Origin of the sequence: Blautia sp. SC05B48, from assembly GCF_005848555.1 — a bacterium.
Lineage (GTDB): Bacteria > Bacillota > Clostridia > Lachnospirales > Lachnospiraceae > Blautia_A.
The window spans coordinates 412,987-431,260 of sequence record NZ_CP040518.1; the positions used below are offsets into that span (position 1 = coordinate 412,987).

The 18,274-nt window shown below is 40.6% G+C and carries 10 protein-coding genes, 2 pseudogenes and 1 riboswitch; of the genes and pseudogenes, 2 read left to right on the top strand and 10 right to left on the bottom strand.

Annotation, left to right across the window (positions count from 1 at the left end):
* Positions 1-314: 314 nt before the first annotated feature.
* The 7 genes from EYS05_RS01830 to EYS05_RS01860 form a co-directional block, all read right to left on the bottom strand.
* Positions 315-3,146, bottom strand: a complete 2,832-nt coding sequence (locus EYS05_RS01830; protein WP_138276451.1) for an ATP-binding protein — start codon at positions 3,144-3,146, stop codon at positions 315-317.
* A 103-nt stretch (positions 3,147-3,249) separates the two neighbouring features.
* Positions 3,250-5,835, bottom strand: coding sequence for a PAS domain-containing hybrid sensor histidine kinase/response regulator (locus tag EYS05_RS01835; protein WP_138276452.1), 2,586 nt, complete (start codon positions 5,833-5,835; stop codon positions 3,250-3,252).
* A 20-nt stretch (positions 5,836-5,855) separates the two neighbouring features.
* Entirely contained in the window at positions 5,856-6,128 is a 273-nt protein-coding gene (locus EYS05_RS01840; RefSeq protein ID WP_118624939.1) for a hypothetical protein, read from the bottom strand.
* A gap of 317 nt (positions 6,129-6,445) precedes the next feature.
* Positions 6,446-9,274 carry a transporter substrate-binding domain-containing protein gene (locus EYS05_RS01845; RefSeq protein WP_138276453.1) on the bottom strand — a complete coding sequence of 943 codons (2,829 nt, stop codon included), beginning with the start codon at positions 9,272-9,274 and terminating at the stop codon, positions 6,446-6,448.
* Between the two features lie 110 nt (positions 9,275-9,384).
* Positions 9,385-11,535, bottom strand: coding sequence for an ATP-binding protein (locus EYS05_RS01850; protein WP_138276454.1), 2,151 nt, complete (start codon positions 11,533-11,535; stop codon positions 9,385-9,387).
* Between the two features lie 146 nt (positions 11,536-11,681).
* The gene (locus EYS05_RS01855; RefSeq protein WP_138276455.1) at positions 11,682-13,526 is read right to left on the bottom strand and encodes an ABC transporter substrate-binding protein; all 1,845 of its coding nucleotides are present in this window, start codon (positions 13,524-13,526) and stop codon (positions 11,682-11,684) included.
* A 100-nt stretch (positions 13,527-13,626) separates the two neighbouring features.
* A riboswitch (cyclic di-GMP riboswitch) is annotated at positions 13,627-13,702 on the bottom strand.
* A gap of 132 nt (positions 13,703-13,834) precedes the next feature.
* Positions 13,835-14,011: a hypothetical protein gene (locus EYS05_RS01860; protein ID WP_174235816.1), complete on the bottom strand. Its 177-nt coding sequence runs from the start codon at positions 14,009-14,011 to the stop codon at positions 13,835-13,837.
* Between the two features lie 208 nt (positions 14,012-14,219).
* On the opposite strand from EYS05_RS01860, the pseudogene EYS05_RS01865 reads away from it, so the two are divergent.
* Together EYS05_RS01865 and EYS05_RS01870 are read left to right on the top strand one after the other, a co-directional pair.
* Positions 14,220-14,294: pseudogene (locus EYS05_RS01865) on the top strand (IS200/IS605 family transposase); the annotation flags it as partial.
* 8 nt (positions 14,295-14,302) lie between these two features.
* Positions 14,303-15,400 (top strand): RNA-guided endonuclease TnpB family protein, encoded by a 1,098-nt coding sequence (locus EYS05_RS01870; protein WP_138276457.1) that lies wholly within the window; start codon positions 14,303-14,305, stop codon positions 15,398-15,400.
* Positions 15,401-15,549: 149 nt separating this feature from the next.
* On the opposite strand, the pseudogene EYS05_RS17960 reads toward EYS05_RS01870, so the two are convergent.
* From EYS05_RS17960 to EYS05_RS01885, 3 genes and pseudogenes are all read right to left on the bottom strand, one after another.
* Positions 15,550-15,930: pseudogene (locus EYS05_RS17960) on the bottom strand (MATE family efflux transporter); the annotation flags it as partial.
* Positions 15,931-15,946: 16 nt separating this feature from the next.
* Positions 15,947-16,678, bottom strand: coding sequence for a response regulator (locus EYS05_RS01880; protein ID WP_118063965.1), 732 nt, complete (start codon positions 16,676-16,678; stop codon positions 15,947-15,949).
* Positions 16,671-18,254, bottom strand: a complete 1,584-nt coding sequence (locus EYS05_RS01885) for an ATP-binding protein (RefSeq protein ID WP_118512790.1) — start codon at positions 18,252-18,254, stop codon at positions 16,671-16,673. The genes EYS05_RS01880 and EYS05_RS01885 overlap by 8 nt, the downstream gene beginning before the upstream one ends.
* Positions 18,255-18,274 lie beyond the last annotated feature (20 nt).

The following is an 18,274-nucleotide window of genomic DNA, read 5'->3' on the forward strand; positions in this document are numbered from 1 at the left end:
TCTCTTTCTCCTTTCGATTTTGGGTATGAAAAAGCCGTCCACTTCTGAACGACTGGAAATAGAAAAGGAACGCCAAAAGTGTACGTTCCGTAGTCTATAAAATATTTAATTTTTCTCTCTGGTGTGCTATCTGACGCCAATTTTGACCCCAAATTTCTGAAAAATGACGATTTTTGATGAACAGCTACAAATTTTCAAAATCCGTGAATCCCTTGTAAATAGGGCGTTACGGGACTATATGAAACTAGACAAAACCAACGTCACAATAACAAGAGGTGAGTGCTAATTTCCCGTTCCATTTTTGAACAAACGAGTCATCGTTCTATATATTTTGTGATGACAGATGTTAAAATCTCCATGTCAACCGGCTTCGCCACATGATCATCCATTCCGGCATTCAAAGCAGCCTGCACATCCTCTGCAAATGCATTTGCCGTCATTGCAATAATAGGTATTTTCTTTCCATCCGGACGGTCCGGCAGATTTCTGATGGCTTTTGTCGTTTCATATCCATTCATTTCCGGCATCATAATATCCATCAAGATCAGATCAAAAGTCCCCGGATCTGTATTGCAAAACTGTGCCAGGGCTGTTTTCCCATCGGCAGCTCTGGTTACAATCATCCCTTGTTCTTCCAATAGAGATACTGCTATCTCGGCGTTTAAATCATTATCCTCTGCCAGAAGAGCATGCAAACCATGTAGATCCGTATCTTTCTTTAATTTTTCTTTCTCTTCAGTTTCTACATGTTCTGCTATAAGCAGTGGGATTTCTACCGTAAATGTTGAGCCAACACCCTGTCTGCTGCTGACCTCAATTTTTCCACCCATAAGATCTACATATTTCTTAGCGATCGCCATTCCCAGTCCGGTTCCCTTGTAACTGGTTCTTGCTCCATCATTTTCCTGACTGAACTCATCAAATATCCTGTCCAGGAACTCCTCACTCATACCAATTCCGGTATCCGATATACGATAGCGTACAATCACATGGTGTTCATCATTGCCCGGACAGTTTTCTGCAACAAATGAAATGGTACCTCCGTCTTTTGTAAATTTGATTGCATTACTGATGATGTTGAGCAATACTTCCCTGATTCTGAGTTCATCCGCCATCGCATAAGGAGTTTTTAGTTCTTCTCTTGAAACATACAAGTTAAGATCACGGTTTTCTATATATCCCCTTGCAATCGACAAAACAGTATTTATCATATCCCTGAGATCTACCGGTATCGGTTTATATTCCAGTTTACCACTTTCAATACGGCTGATATCCAGCACATCATTCATAAGCGTCATCAGATATTCTGAACTCTGCCTGATCTTTTTCAGACAGTTCTCCACTTCTTTGTCCGGTTTCCTCTTCATGGCAATATCTGTAAATCCAACAATTGCATTCATCGGTGTCCTGATGTCATGAGACATATGGTTCAGGAACGTTGTTTTTGCAATATTCGCCGCATTTGCATCCTGTGCTTCTTTCAGGGCTTCCATCTGTTTTTTTCTGCTTACTGAAAGGGAATAAACCAGAAGAAGCAGTACAAAAATAATCACAAATGAAACCACGATAGCTAAGCCTGCATACTCCGCAAGGACATCCTGCAAGGTCATTTTCTTTTCTGAAACAGAATTCTGTGCAAGGACCACGCCATTTAAAATATTGGAGGACTGCTCAATCGCTTTATTGATAATGGTAGCTGCTCTTCTGTTTTCTCTCGTCGTGAACATCGCTAATTCCTGCCGTTTTGCCATTTCTGCAAATGACAGACTTTTGGTCAGTGAACTTTCATTAAGAAGATTGATCTTTGAAGATGGAATAACAGTTGCTCCCACTTTTCCATTTGCTACTGCCTCCAGGCATTCTTCCTGTGTATCATACAGTTTGATTTCTGCATCTGGAAAAAGACGGGACACCATCAATTTAGAATACAGCGAGGTCTCTGTTGCTGCGATTGTAGAGAGACTGTTAGTATATTCATTTCCTTTGTAAATAACAACCGGCGTAATATCAAAGATTTCATCCGTCAAAACTACCTGAAACTGTTCCTGTGTATAAAAATCCTGAATGATAGGACCTGCAATATCTATTTTGCCAGATTGCAATGCCTCATTCATCTCTACTCCCGTGGAACATGGAACTGCCTTGATCGTAATTTTATATTTTTCCTGAACCGTATCCAGAACGGTTCCAAGGATTCCTGCCAGTTTCCCATTTTCTTCACCACAAAAAGGGAGATTGTCCTTTAGGTATCCCACACGGATTGTTTTTTCATGTGCATCCAGCCATTGTTTTTCTTCCTTGTTGAGCACATAATTTATAACCGCTTTTCCTTCATAACGAGCATACAGCTTGCTGCTGTAGTCCGTTTCTGTATTGTTGATTTCTTCCAGGGCAGAATTTAATTCCTTTAACAGATCCGGTCGGGATTTTGATACACCGAAATAACAGTCACTTGCACCGATATTGGCGATTGCAATAAAATCGCTGTTGACAGACAGTGCCGGGACCACAAGTGCATCCAGTTCATCTGCATCCAGTTTTTCTATCATTTCATCATAGCCTTTACAGACAACCACCTCTGCCTGGATCTGATTGCTGTCCAGCCATTTTTCCAGAAGTTCTTTCTGATAACTTCCATCTGCTGCACCGATACGACAGCCATTCATCTGCTTTGGATCACCATTCGTAAGATTCGTATGATCTTCCCGGGTATAGATCCAATATCGTTCTGTTCCCTCTGCATAGGTCGAAAAATCGATAGATTCTGCTCTTTCCGGTGTATAACTGACACTTCCAAGTATATCTATTTCTCCATCTGCCAGCATATCCAGACACTCTTTAAATGAGCCATAGACATATTCATACTTCCAGCCGGTTATATAAGAAATCTTCTGAAGATACTCATATCCTGCTCCCTGCTTGTGTTCCCCATAGCCGCCTTCCTGAAAATTGGCATATGGAAAATAGCCAACTCTCACGGTTTTATTTTCTTCTTCCAATGCCTGAGTTGTTTTTCCATCACTTTTTATTTCCGATGCATAAGCAGAAAGCGGTACAAAAAGCAACATGATAAGTACTAAAATGCTCAAACATAATCTTTTTTTCTTGCCTTTTTTTCTTATCCGTTTTTCTATCTTTCTGTTCATTTATTTCCTCTTTATTATCCAGTAAAGCGGACATTCGCAATCCGCTTTCGCTTCTTGCTCATGAACGCAGTCTGTTTGCGCTCATGCTGTTGTTCTTCCCAGTCTATAAGCTTTCCTGTTTTTTCAATACAGAAAGAATGACCGCTCCCAGTTTTTCAATATCAATGGGTTTTGCAATATGTCCATTCATGCCGGCATCAAACGTCCTTTTCCTGTCTTCTGCAAAGGCATTTGCTGTCATGGCAATGATCGGGATCTCTGCCTTCTTTTTATCATTTAAATGCCGGATACACTGTGCTGCCTGATAGCCATCCATATTTGGCATCTGGATATCCATAAGTATCAGATCATAAGTTCCTGGTGACATCTGCTCTATCCTGTTCACGCACTGAATTCCATCTTCCACACGCTCGATAACAAGCCCGGCTTCTTCCAGAATCGTCACTGCAATTTCCGCATTCAGATCATTATCCTCCGCCAGCAGAACATGCTTTCCACTCAGACTTTCTCTCATACTAGATGTTTTTACTTTTTCTATCCTCTGGCTGTAATATTTCTTGTCCGCTATTTTATGCATCAGTGTAAACGTAAATACGGTTCCTTTTCCCAGTTCACTTTCCACTTCAAGACTGCCGCCCATCAGATCGACCATTTTCTTTACGATTGGCATTCCAAGACCGGTTCCTCTGACTCTTCCAGTGGTTGTATTCCGTTCACGACTGAATGGTTCAAATAATGTTGGAAGATATTCTTTACTCATGCCAATACCGGTATCTTTTATCTCGGATTTTACCTTCATATATCCTTCTCTTTTACATGGCAGTTCTTCTACAGTGATCGTTACATTTCCACCTCTGGGAGTGTATTTTATAGCATTACTGACAAGATTTACATAGATTTCCCTGATTTTTGTACCATCACACAGGATATTTCTATGTGTGACCTTCATGCTGCCGCTTAGATGGATTCCTCTTTCTTCTGCTTCAGATGCAAATGTACTTATGATTTCGTCTACTACCTCACCAGCACTTTCATAATTCTCATCTACTTTTATCTTTCCACTTTCAATCCGGGCCATATCAAGTACATTATTGATGATGGACAATAACAGTTTCCCTGATTGTTCGATTTTCTTCTGATAATCCAGTTGCTTCGGCTCTGTCAGTTGTGATTTCATCAGCTGATTATATCCCAGTATCACATTCATTGGCGTACGGATATCATGGGACATATTATTCAGAAATTCCGTTTTGGCTTTATTGGAATTTTCTGCGGCAGCATATGCTTTTTTCAGCTTTTCTTCCTGCATACGCTCTTTTTTTATCAGACTGTCAATATTTCTTGTTCCGACTACAGCCACCCTTGCTCCGTCTTTTTTCTTTACGTATGCCACTCTTACCTGATGATAAATGATCTCCGTTCCCGACTTAAACTCGTATGTCATGGAATAATCCTCTTTCTGTGAACGCAGAGTTTCCAGACCCAACTGCTTTTCAAATTCTCCGTTGGTGTTATCAAATACCATCGTCTCGGCATAAGAAGGAATTATTTGTGACCATCTGTTATCACATTTTCTGCAGAAATCTGAAATAATCTTTCCATTTTCTTCAGACTCGCGATAAGAAAATACTCGATCTTTATCCAGTTCTACTGCCAGAACAGAAAAATATTCTTTTCCAAGGCCTTCGATAATCTCTCTTTGAAGCTCTATCTCCTGTTCTTTTTTAATGATTTCATCTACAGAACGGAAACCGAGGATGATCTTAAAATGATCTTCCTCATTGGATAAACGTACTGCGTTTGCCAAAAAATGTCTGAAGCCACTCCCATTTGGTATCGTCTTATAATAAATCTCTATACTGTCTGTTTCTTGTAATTCGTTCATAAGATACTCCGGCAAAAGTCTTTCCAGATACTCCGGAGCAGATTCTTTGATAAGGACATTTTCGAAAAAATACCGGACTCTCTCCGAATAGCAGTTACTTTCACGAACTAACTTTTGCTTTTCTTCAGGGTCATGGTGCGTAAAGGCATCCCCTTTTACGACTTCAAATGTATCCTGCCTTAAATCACACAAAAGTACCGTTGTATAATCTCTGGATAAAGCTGATAATATCCGGTTACGTTCGTTCAGAATCTGGTTGCTGTCTTCCAGTTCTTTCTCGTTTTTTTCTTTGCCTTTAACAAAATCCGTAATATCTGTGATATCTCCCTGGAAGAATATCTGATTACCGGATTTCACCAATGTTGTGGCATCTGTGACCCAATGATAGCCGTCCTTTCCAAGCAGCCGGTAAATCTGATCCTGTGTAAATCCATGTCCGCATGTATCAAGAATACGGGCGGTATATTTTGCAGAAAGATGCCGGTCATCCGGATGAAGCATATTGTCAAACTTATTATGGAATTCTGTTTTGATCTCTTCTCTGGTCCACCCAAGAATCGCAAGGAACCTGTCACTGATATATATGAATGGATGCCCCTCCTCCAGGGAACATCTGTGATAGCCGCCAGGGATATTATCGATTGTTGCCTGAGACAGTATATTTTGCTCTTCCAGTTTCTTATGCCTTTCCACGAAGGATGTCATATCTTGGCAGGCACTGATAATAGCCAGTTTCCCCTCCTCTGTCCGTATGACTTTTCCTTTATCAACCGTCCAAAACCAGGATCCGTCTTTTCGCGGCATACGATATGTGGTCTCATAGGTTAATCCCTCATAATACTTACCCCCCCCCCGATATCCTTTATGACCTGTTCTCTGTCATCGGGATGAATCGTATTAATAACTTTTCCGTCAATTGCTTCAACCATTTCTTCCACTGCATCGTAACCAAGCATTCGTGCCATTTCTTCATTGGCATAGTAAACCGGAAACTCGTTCTCACAATATCCACCGATCAGTCCCCTGGTTTCCCCCATGATCATAAAATCTGTAAGTAGCTCTTTTTGTACTTTGTCTGATACTATTAACTGTTTCATATTCCTCCCCCAGTATCCTTCAGCCTGATTTTTTGTGCAGATATAGCGATCTAATACCGCCACATAACAAAGGGTATAGCGTAACCATTACTATTACATATTATGTTCGTTATATACGAAAAAAATCTTTCTACAAAAACAGCGAAAGGCGCATATTTATACTATTATACTGCATAAAAGCAACGTAATATGATAAAAATATTATAGCAGACCACTCTACAATTGTCAGCATTTCTTGAGCTTTATGTCTATTATTTACTGAATACTTTTTCTTACTCTTCGATTTCTTTTCCATACTCTTAGGTGCATATTTAATTTCATCCATATACATACCTTAAAATCGTTTTTATAACTTCATCAATCACAATCGGCTTTGACAAATGTGCGTTCATTCCTGCATCCAGTGATGCCTGAACATCTTCTGCAAATGAATTAGCTGTCATTGCTATAATAGGAATATTTTTTCCATCCGGTCTGTCATTCATTGCCCTGATTGCTTTTGCTGCTTCATAACCATTCATTTCAGGCATCATGATATCCATCAGGATTACATCAAATGTGCCTTCCGGATGATTTCTGAAAATCTCAACAGCATTCTTTCCATCCACAGCTCTTTCTACATTCATCCTGAATTCTTCCAACTGCACGGCAGCAATCTCTGCATTCAGTTCATTATCCTCTGCAAGAAGAACATTCACACCTGTAAGATTCACCTTTTCAGAAATACCTGTGTCTGACTTATTACATTCCTTATCTGTAATTTCCAAAGGAATATCCACAGTAAATGTGGTTCCCTCATGCTTTTTACTCTGCACGGAAATGGTCCCACCCATCATATCTACATACTTCTTTACGATAGCCATCCCCAGTCCAACTCCATGGTACTGCGTTCTCACACCGGAATCTTCCTGTGCAAATTCCTCAAAAACTTCTTTTGTAAATTCCTCACTCATGCCAATACCAGTATCCGAAATGCGGTAACGCATATTTATATATCCATCCCCGCACTTTTCCTGACACCGAGCTTCAAATGTAATCGTCCCTCCATCCGGAGTGAATTTCACGGCATTGCTCATAATATTGACCAGCACATCACGCAGGCGTGCAGGATCCGCAAGTACATTTGGAATCTTTGCTTCTTCACGCTGAATCTTAAAGTTGATATCCCTGTTCGTAAGAAAACCTTTTGTAATATTCAATGAAGAATCTGTAATGTTTTTCACATCCGCCGGCACTGGATTGTATTTCACTTTTCCACTTTCGATGCGGGTCAGATCTAATACATCATTGATCAGCGACAGTAAATGCTCTGAGCTTTCGTCAATCTTTTCCAGACAATTTTTCACTTCGTCTGACGGATTGTTTTTCATTGCAATACCGGTAAATCCTATGATTGCATTCATCGGTGTCCTCATATCATGGGACATATGTGACAGAAATGCTGTCTTTGCCTTGTTTGCAGCCTGTGCATGCTCTGCCAGTTCCGCCATTTCCTCAGCTTTCTCCTGGGCCGCCTTCTGAGCTTTTTTTCTTGCACTGAGATGCACCATTGTCACAGACATAGCAGTCAGTAGCCATCCAAAAATAAGAAGAACCAAAACAGTAACAACAGGATGCAGACGGATCCAGTCAACAAATGTCAGCTCTGTTGCTTTGTATGTGGTATACTGTGCTGCAAGATCTTCAACAAGATTTTGGGGCATAGCATACATTGCTTTCGTCAGAATACCAGCCAGCGCATGGTTCTCAGTTGATGAAATTACCATGCGGTAGGTAAATGTAGGCTGTTCCAGAAGAGTATATGTCATGGTGCCCGTAGTGTCACTGTTCACAAACGCCTGTGCCATGTAATAGTAGACGAAGGCAGCATCTGCTTTACCCTCACGGACAGCTTCCATCATTTCCTGTCGGGTACTGCACATCAGTTTTTCTGCACCGGGTGCCATTGCATCTTCAATTGAATTTGATGCTGTCTGGTCAACAGTAGTAACAACATTAATTTTTCCATCAAAGTCACGTCGTGTCACCCTTGCCAGCTGCATCGTAATGAAAGGTGCAGTAATCCCCCATTTTTTCGTCTCAGCATAGTTATCTGTTTCCAGGCGTGCATCGATGCTCATATCTGTGGTTTCCTTATTTTTCTGATAGGCAATATACTCATCTCTGGTGGCAGGTGTAAGAAACTCATAGGAAATCCCGGCATAGTCTGCAATTTTCCGGAAGTAATCCGGGATAATACCCTTCATCTCACCATTTTCATTATAAGAATATGGATAACGGGTCGGATCACACAGAACATGAAGCGGGTTGTCCTTGGAATACTGTGAAATAATACTTTTTTCTTTCTCCGTATATTCCAGATTCTTAGTTTCTATGCTTTCATAATTTTTATTATAAAGTGTCGTTTTCCAGTTACCCTCAACTACATTCATCTGGTCAATTGCATAATTGATCTCATTCAGCAATTCTGTATTACCTTTTTTAACAATGACATAGAAATCGCTGCTGTCAAATTTATCCACGATACGCTCATTGTTTGTTTTTCTCAGAGAAGTGGCAGCAATAGCATCAACATTTCCGCTCAGAAGAGCTTCCTCCATCTCTGCTGTCGTATCAAAATAAAATGGATCATATGTAAATCCTTTATTGCCTGCAAAATCCGCAAACTCTTTATCTCGTGAGCTTCCGTTCAAAAGTGCCACACGCATACCGTTGTAAGTACTGTAATTGCCATCCACAATCGTGCTGTTGTCACTGCGGACGGTCAGAATCCCATTATTGGTTCCAATCGGACGTGAAAAATCAAACTTTTCTTCTCTTTCCGATGTTTTGCGGGCAGATGTTACCATATCAATCTCGCCATCTTCAAGCATCTGCTGCATATCATCCCAGCTCTTATCATATCCGACATATTCGTAATCTACATCCCAATAACGGGCCATCAGCCGAAGAAAATCATAGCCATACCCACTGCGGTTGCCTTCTTCATCCATCACATGATAACCATCCATGGCAAAGAAACCGACTTTGACAGTTTCATGCTGCGAACTGTCTTCGGCTGCATATGCAGTCTGGGGAGAAAATATCATACACACGCATACAAAAACCAGGAACACTGCCACATATTTCTTTGCTCTCGAAATCATATTAAATCTCCTGTCTGTCTGTCTGTCTGTCTGTCAAATATATTTCTCTATACATCTCCTTGTCAACCTCCTGGTTTAATAAAATTGCACTGCCGCATCAAATCCATTTGTCACTGTTCCATAACCTGCGGTTCGGTACCCCCCCCACCAGATTTTATGCTTCTGATCGTCTTTTCCAGCACCTTCATCTCAACCGGTTTTGAAACATGCGCATTCATACCGGCTGCCAGAGAATGCTGAATGTCCTCTGAAAATGCATTGGCAGTCATGGCAATGATAGGAATCGTCTTTGCCAGTTTATGGGAACTTCTGCGGATTGCTTTCGTTGCCTCATAACCATTCATAACAGGCATCTGCACATCCATCAAGATCATGTCATAATCCCCTGGAGTAGACTGTTCAAATGCTTTCAAAATCTCTTCGCCATTTTCACAGATAGTACATTCCGCACCTTCAATCTTTAACAGTTCTGTCAGGATCTCTGCGTTCAGCTCATTATCCTCTGCACACAGAAATCTCATTCCCTGAAGGATATTTCCATCCTGCTCATCTGTTTCTTCTTGTGCTGCCAGAGCGGCCGTTCTATCCTCTGCAATTTTCAGATCCATGAGAATCTCAAAACAGCTTCCCTGTCCCAGTTCACTGTCCACATCGATGGTACCTCCCATTGCCTCAACCAGGTTCTTAGTAATAGCCATTCCAAGTCCGGTTCCCTGTATTTTGTTTGTAAGGGAACTTTCCGCACGGGTAAACGCATCAAAAATTGTATCCTTGAAATCTGCCGACATTCCCATACCATTGTCACAGACTAAAAAGCGGTACTTTGCATAGACAGATGACTTTGTCTCACATTCTTCTACCAGAAGCTGAATTTTTCCACCCTCCTGCGTATATTTTATGGCATTAGACAGCAGATTACTGAAAATCTGCATCAAATGAACCTGATCCCCATTCACCCACTCATGGTGAATATTTTCTTTTATGACTGTAAAAGTCTGCTGCTTTTCATATATTTGAGAATGAAATATAGTGTCAAGTTCCTGCATAAATTCCAAAATTGAAAAATCAGAGTACTTAAAAACCGTTTTTCCTGCCTCAATCTTGCTCATATCCAGAACGTCATTGATAATTCCTAACAGATGCTGTGATGAAATATCTATTTTATCTGCATACTCTATAACTTTTGCTTTATTACCTGCATCATGTCTGATCAAAGATGTAATACCAATGATCGCATTCATAGGTGTGCGAATATCATGTGACATATTAGACAGGAAATCCGTTTTCGCCTTATTTGCATTTTCAGCTGTCTGTAAAGCCTCTGTTGCAACGTTCTTTGCCTTTTTCAGTTTTTGATTGACTACTTCCATTTCCTTCATTGTTTGTAAATGAAGTTCATTATTTCTTTTTTCATATTCTGCTTTTTGATCTGCAAGACTAAGTCTGGAAATACTGTAGAATAATCCGGCAAAAAGTAAAAGTATAGAACCTGCCATGAGTATTGTTGTAAACAACACCGTTTTCTGGTAATCCCTCAGCACATTGTCAACAACTCCCCTTGCCACAATGCATACCAAAATGGTGTTGTTGCTTTCTATCGGGCAATACCCCAGATAATAGGGGTTCTGTTTCCCCAAAAGTGCAACTCCGGATTCCCTGTTATCAAACTTCTTTTTGAGCAAATCAGCCTCTTCTTCTGTAATAGCCTGTTCTCCTTTTAAATGTTTTAACAAAGAATAATTACGCAGGTATTTATCACCACTCTGGTTCGTATACGTAATATTTCCGTCATTATCCAGCATGAACAAATATGCTTTCCCATCATAACCTTTCAGTTTTAACATGGAATCCAGTTTCGAATGATCATACACGGTTCCAATTGCCGTATAAGTTTCCCCATCGATCGTATATTCCTGACATGGAATCGCAACCAGATAACCGTCTTTTTTCTTCTGATCATAATCAAGACGCACCAGTTTTCCAATATTGTATCCATTCTTTAAGTCCAGCAGAAGTTTACTTGGCATATCAATCCGCATTTTTGTTCCACCTGCTGATATTGCCTGACCATTTTCCTGAAGGAATATAAGTGTACTTTCCGATTCTTTTTCCCATGCTTCAAAGAAACTTTTGTTCACATCCGTTTCAAGAGACAGCTCCCTCTCATGAAGTAAAAATTCCTCAACCAACTGCAGCTGGCTGTAGTACCCACTCACTTGAAGATCATAGGTCTGCTGTATCTGTTCAACAACAGCTCCCATACTGCTTTTTCCATTTTCGCTGATATACTTGCTAGACTTACTTATCAGATACTTGATACAACCTAAGCTTAAAAGAATAATAAGTAGTATAAGCAACAGCCTTGTTATTTTTTTTCCTTTATTTACCGTTTGTTCTATCTCCACTTTTACTGTTCAACCTCTATATAATCTTCCGGTGCTGACGGCTGCTGTCCTTTTGACATTGCTTCGATCCATGCACTTGATAATGTTGTATCTTTAAGCTGCTCAATCTCACATTTCGGATTTATTTTTTTCAAAACAGACATTGTGGTGTCTGTAAGAAGAATCGAGTATTCCTTTTCTTTGTCTATTTTCTTATCATTAACTGTCAAGTCCTTTAATGAAAATCCACTTTCCTCTTGATTGACGATAATTTTCATACCGGATGCAATTGGTAATTCGTATTTATTGGTTACATAAAAATTCTCATCAGCATCGGCGAGATAATTTTCCACGAGTTCACAAACCTGTTTACCATTAATTTTCGCAACATATAATGCTGTATCTGAACTCTTCGCTGTCATCATGCCAACCCGTCTACTGGTGCATTCTCCTTTGTACATAGAAGACGTGAAATAATAATATGGTGCCAGAGCCAGCTGTGCATCATTTTCTTCTCTAATCGTAGTTAAAATGGAAGATGCTGCATCACGGCCATTTCTATCGTTCAGTGAAATGGAATATTCATTTTCAAAATTCACCGTTGCTTTTTCTTCTGGATCTTTACGATTCATTGCACTACAAAAAGTATCATAAGCCTGTGTTTCATCCATTTCCCCTGACAGTAATCCGTGAACAGCCTCAAGACTTGCATCAAATGATTTTTGAGCGGAATACCGGATATAAACAGCATTATTATTAATTTCCTCTTCCAGTCCAGGCACATCCTGCATCATGGTTGGAACATCTGTATTCAATGAAATAACACCGCTTCCATCCGCAATCAGCTTTTGCCCCTCTTCTGAAATCATACAATCCAGCACATCCAGTGCAGTATCCAGTTTCTCCCGGTCTTTTTCCAGGTTTTTGTTAAATGCAATGTTTAAGGACGGAGTCATGTACACATAGGATTCATCCGATGTCTGTGAAAAGTAAGGAATACGGATCAGATCCGCATCCATCTGTTTCTGCAGCTGCTGCATAACCGTCGGATGTCCATGAAACATTGCTGATTTTCCCTCGACAAACATCTGGATTCCTGTATCGACGTCAATATTGATATCTTCTTTACCAAAGTGCGAGTCCTTAAGAAACTGACTGGTTTCTGAAAAAATACGTTTCCATAATGTATCATCAAACTTTACTTCATCCGCTGCAGTCTCTGCACCGTTTCGCCATTCAATACCATCCAGGCTTGTAAACTCACCGATTGCCGCTGCCTGGATGATTTCATTATTAGACCAGTCTTCACCAAGATCCATGGAATACGGTTTTATGCCATTATCATAAAACTGCTGACAGGCCTGTACATATTCCTCATAATTTTCTGGAATATTTACGCCATACTGATCAAACAGTGTTTTGTTGGCAATGATCGTCTGCGGAATACCACAGATTGGCAGCCACTGGATTTCATCCTCCGCATTCTTATAATATTGCACCGCATAGGAATAATACTTGGAAACAACATCATAAGAAGCAAAATCCATAAGATAAGGCTGTAAGTCCTGTGCATCTGTTCCAGAAAATCGCCGTACTGTTATGATATCCGGTAATTCATCATGTTCTTTAAAATAACTGTATAAATCGGTATCATTGTTCCCAATAATAAATTCAATATCCTGATCTGGGAACTGTTCATGGATATAGGGTGCAATATTTTTCATCAAACGATTTTCCCACAGATAAACGGTAAGATGATCATCATTTTTAGATACTTCTTTCTTTGACTGTCCACATCCAGACAAGACAGCAGTTGCTACAAGTACACCTGACACCACTGCTGTCAGACAACTTTTTACCTTTTTCATACTTTTATTTTCCTTATTCTTTCCTGATAAAATCATTATTGTTACGTCTATGAAATAACATCGTTAAAAAAGCACTGTCAGACAGACAGTGCACCCCATTTCATGCAACTGGCTGCCATTTTACAGGCCCTGTAGCTTTGCGTCCCAGACTTTCATCTGGTTTGCCGATTTCCTTATTATAGCTTTAATCTTATGCCCAAAATTGATTTTATTATACTTTAACGTTCAATTATACACAAGAAAAATTTACCGTTTTAGCACCCGAAAAACAAAAAAGAACAGCCGATACATATACTCGAACTGTTCTCCTACTTTCGAAATCCATGAAGCATTGACATTACTGTTTCCTGCTCATTTGTATTCAGATTGTTCCATATCCTTAAAACTTCCTCCCGCTCTTCTGTCAGATCTTCCATATACTTCTGATACTCTTCATTACCTTTTCCTTGCTGATAACTGTTCCAACTTTCATCTGTCAATTTCATTTCATTCTGCATTTTTAACAAATGTAGCAAGAATTCTCCCACCTCTTCAGGTGGTGAGATGAATTGCACATCTGGGCATATCTGCTCAAAAAATCCCTATAGTACAAAAGAAACACTTGTTCTCCACCCCCTGATGTAGTATACTAAAAAAGAACAATTAGTTCATAAATACATATCAGTCGATAAAAGAAAATGAATGATAAATATAATGGAATTAGACAATAATTCCCATTCAGTATTTCTACTATACTATCACCTGGTGATGGTTATAAAATACAGAAGGTGAGAAGAATGAACCGCGCCGTAAAAATAAGGATCTATCCAAATAAAGAGCAGAGAGTTCAGATAGAGAAAACAATCGGCTGCAGCCGCTTTATCTATAACCAGATGCTCGCGGACAAGATCAGCTATTACCAGAAAGAAAAAAAGATGCTCCGGAACACACCGGCCGGATATAAAAAGGAATATCCATGGCTGAAAGAGGTGGATTCCCTTGCCCTGGCGAATGCGCAGCTGCATCTGGAAAGTGCGTTCCGGAAGTTTTTTCGGGAACCAGCCTGCGGATTTCCACGTTATAAATCAAAGAAGCATGCAAGAAATTCATATACGACCAATGCACTAAACGGAAATATCCTTTTGCAGGATACCCATCTGAAACTTCCAAAGATGTCCGTCATAAGGATAAAACTTCACCGTCAGATTCCATCAGACTGGAAACTGAAGTCTGTAACTGTGAGCCGTGAGCCATCCGGGAAATATTTTGCCAGCCTTTTGTTCTGCTGTGAGGACCAAACAGTGGAAAAAAGACCGGCAGAGAGATTTCTTGGGATCGATTTTGCCGTGCAGGGAATGTGTGTATTTTCTACAGGAGAAAGAGCCGGGTACCCTATGTTTTACAGAAAAGCAGAGAAAAAACTTGCAAGAGAACAGAGAAAGCTCTCCCACTGTGAAAAAGAAAGCCGGAACTATCAGAAACAGAAAAAAAGGGTAGCTTTATGTCATGAAAAGATAAAGAACCAGAGAAAAGATTTCCAGCATAAGCTCAGTAGGGAGCTTGCGGAAAGATATGATGCAGTATGTGTGGAAGATCTGAATATGAAGGGAATGTCCGGAGGGCTGCACCTTGGGAAAGGTGTGCAGGATAACGGGTATGGGCAGTTTCTGTTCATGCTGGGATACAAGCTGGAAGAATGTGGAAAACATCTTATAAAAGTAGACCGTTATTTTGCATCCAGCAAGATCTGCAGTGTGTGCGGACATAAGAAAAAGGAACTGGCATTGTCGGATAGAATGTATGTTTGTGAATGTGGAAATAGGATGGACCGGGATGTGAATGCAGCAGTCAACATCCGTGAAGAAGGAAAAAGAATCTATAAAGAATGTGCCTGACGGCACAAGAAAAAATTCCGTAACCGGATAAACATAAAAAACAAAACCGCGGGACACGCGGGGATAGCCTGTTTTAGCTTTGCCCTAAAGGGCAATCGAGCAGGAAGCCCCCACTTCAAAATCGTAAGATTTAAGTGGTGGGAGCATGTCACTTTGATATGAAAAATGAGCAGTAATACTGCTGATGCTACCTGTCCAATTACAGTTGCGTAGGCTGCGCCTTTCACTCCCATTTCCGGGCAAGGTCCAATACCGTAGATCATGATCGGATCAAGGATGATATTTACAACCGCTCCAACCACCTGACCAATTGTGGAATAAAGAGAACAGCCTGTTGCCTGGAGTAACTTTTCAAATAGAGAAAAGAAAATAATACCAAAAGAAATTACGCAACATATCCTCAGATAGCTGACCCCCATCTCAAGTACTTCTGTATCTACTGTCTGCGATGAAATATATGCTTTCACCCCAAAGATACCAAACAATAAGCAAACCGCATAAATGATCACTCCCAGAAACAGACTGCTTCCGTCAGCCCCTCCGACTTCATAAAGAAGAGTTCGTTTCCTGCTCAGGTTTCTCGATTCTGAGCATGCGATATCCGATTCCTATGTGTGTCTGGATATATTGTACACCGTTTTTTTCAGGCTCCAGTTTTTTCCGCAGTGTTGCCATAAAGACCCTGAGAGAAGCAACATCGTTTTCCGAGCAGCGTCCCCATATCTGCTGAGTAATATATGTATGTGTCAATACTTTTCCAATATTACGGGATAAAAGGCAGAGCAGCTTATACTCAATGGGCGTCAGATGCAGTTCTCTATCCTTCAGGAATGTGCAGCCAGCCGTGTAATCTATCTTTAATCCACCATTTTCAAAAACAGAGGTTTCCGGCTGTTTTCCTGCCTGCGTTATGGCAAGCCGCCTTTGACTGACACGGATACGCGCAAGTAATTCTTCTACTGAAAATGGTTTTGTGATATAATCATCTGCACCCGCATCCAGTGCCTCTATTTTGTCCATATCTTCACTTCTGGCACTGATCACGATAATAGGCATATTCGACCAGGTACGGATTTTTTTTATTACCTCTACTCCTTCCATATCAGGAAGACCAAGATCCAGAAGAACGATATCCGGATTGTGTGATGAAGCCTCCAAAATGGCTGAAGCCCCATTTTCTGCAGCCAGATATTTATAGTCATGTGTTTTTAATGTGGTAACGATCAGGTTCCGTATGGGTCTGTCATCCTCAACCACCAGAATTAATGTCTTATTCATTTAATGTCACCTCGCTTAATGGTAAAGTAAAAGTAAAATTACATCCATGCGGAGCATGATCCGAAAGAACCAGGGTTCCATCGTGAGCTTCTATGATAGAGCGGCAAAGTGCCAGGCCAAGCCCCAGACTCCGTTGGCTGTCTGCAACGGTTGTTTTCCCTGTATAAAACATCTCAAAAATATGCGGCTTCATTTCATCCGGAATTCCGGGGCCGTTATCTTCCACGCTTATCTGTGCTTTCCCGGCTTTTTTAACCCCCCGAATGCTGATGACAGAGCCTGACGGCGTATATTTTATCGCATTATCGATCAAATTTACCAGAACCTGTATAATAAGATGCACGTCCATACGTGTAAGAACAAGTTCTTCACAGTCCGCCACGATCTTATACTCATCATGTTTCCGGCTGATATGTCGGAGTGACTCTGCTATTACCTCATCCAAAAGCTGATCCGTAAATTTAAACTTCAATCTTCCATCATTGATCCTGGTGATTGAAAGCAGGTTTTCCACAACTCCGATCAGCCACTCTGCATCATCATGAATGTCCGTGTAGATCTGATACTTTGTAGCTTCATCCAGACGGTCACTGTTACTGAGAAGCATATCTGCATTTCCTGAAATGGAACAAAGCGGCGTACGCAGATCATGGGAGATTGCCCGAAGAAGATCGCCACGCAGCTGCTCATTTTTTGCTAAAACCGCATTTCTCTCTTTTTCTATGGCATTTTGTACATTCTCCATTGCAAGTGCACATTCATTTATTACAGACAGCAGGATGCTGTATTCAAAAGAGTCCAGTGTTTCTTTTTGCAGAGGGATCCCAATTACGCCATAAACATTATTTCCGCTTCGGATTGCCAGATATAAGCATTTTGCCTGTGAAAAATGCTGCGTGGATGCGCCGGCACGCTGTCTGTTTTCATAAGTCCATCTGGCCGCCTGTTGTTCTTCCTGTGTCAGAAAATCCTCTGTGCTTTCTTTTTCCCCGGAAAAAAGCTTTCCTTCTGATAAAGTTCCATTTTCCACAACATATGCCGTGATGCTGCGGTTTAACAGACGTATCAGTTGTGTACAGGTAACTCCGAGGATTTCTGTCTCACTTTTTGCCTTTTGCAGCAAACGATCCGTATCAAACAGAACCTGTGCACGAAAGGCAAGCTGTGAAGACAGCTTTGCATGCATTTTCAGCTTTGCCGCAAGGGTTCCTGTAAGTACGGACAAAATAAGCATTATGAAAAATGTCACCGGATATCCCACCGCATATGTCTCAAAAGACATCCTTGGCTCCGTCAGGAAAAAGCAAAATAAGAATACACTTAAAAAGGATCCGGCTACACTGCAAAGATAACCATCTGTCACGATCGAAGTTATCAATACGCCCAGAATGTATATCGTTACAATATTTGTATCTGTAAGATCCAGTTTCTGAAACAACAGGCCAATCAAAGTGCATACTGCAAATATAAAAACCGTCAGCAAGTAATCTTTTGCGGACGGTTTTTCCACATACCATGCAAATGGCCGTTTCGGATAGGTTCTGTTTTTTACTGTATCCTCCATTTTCAAGCTCATTCTGTCATTCTCCTTCTGCT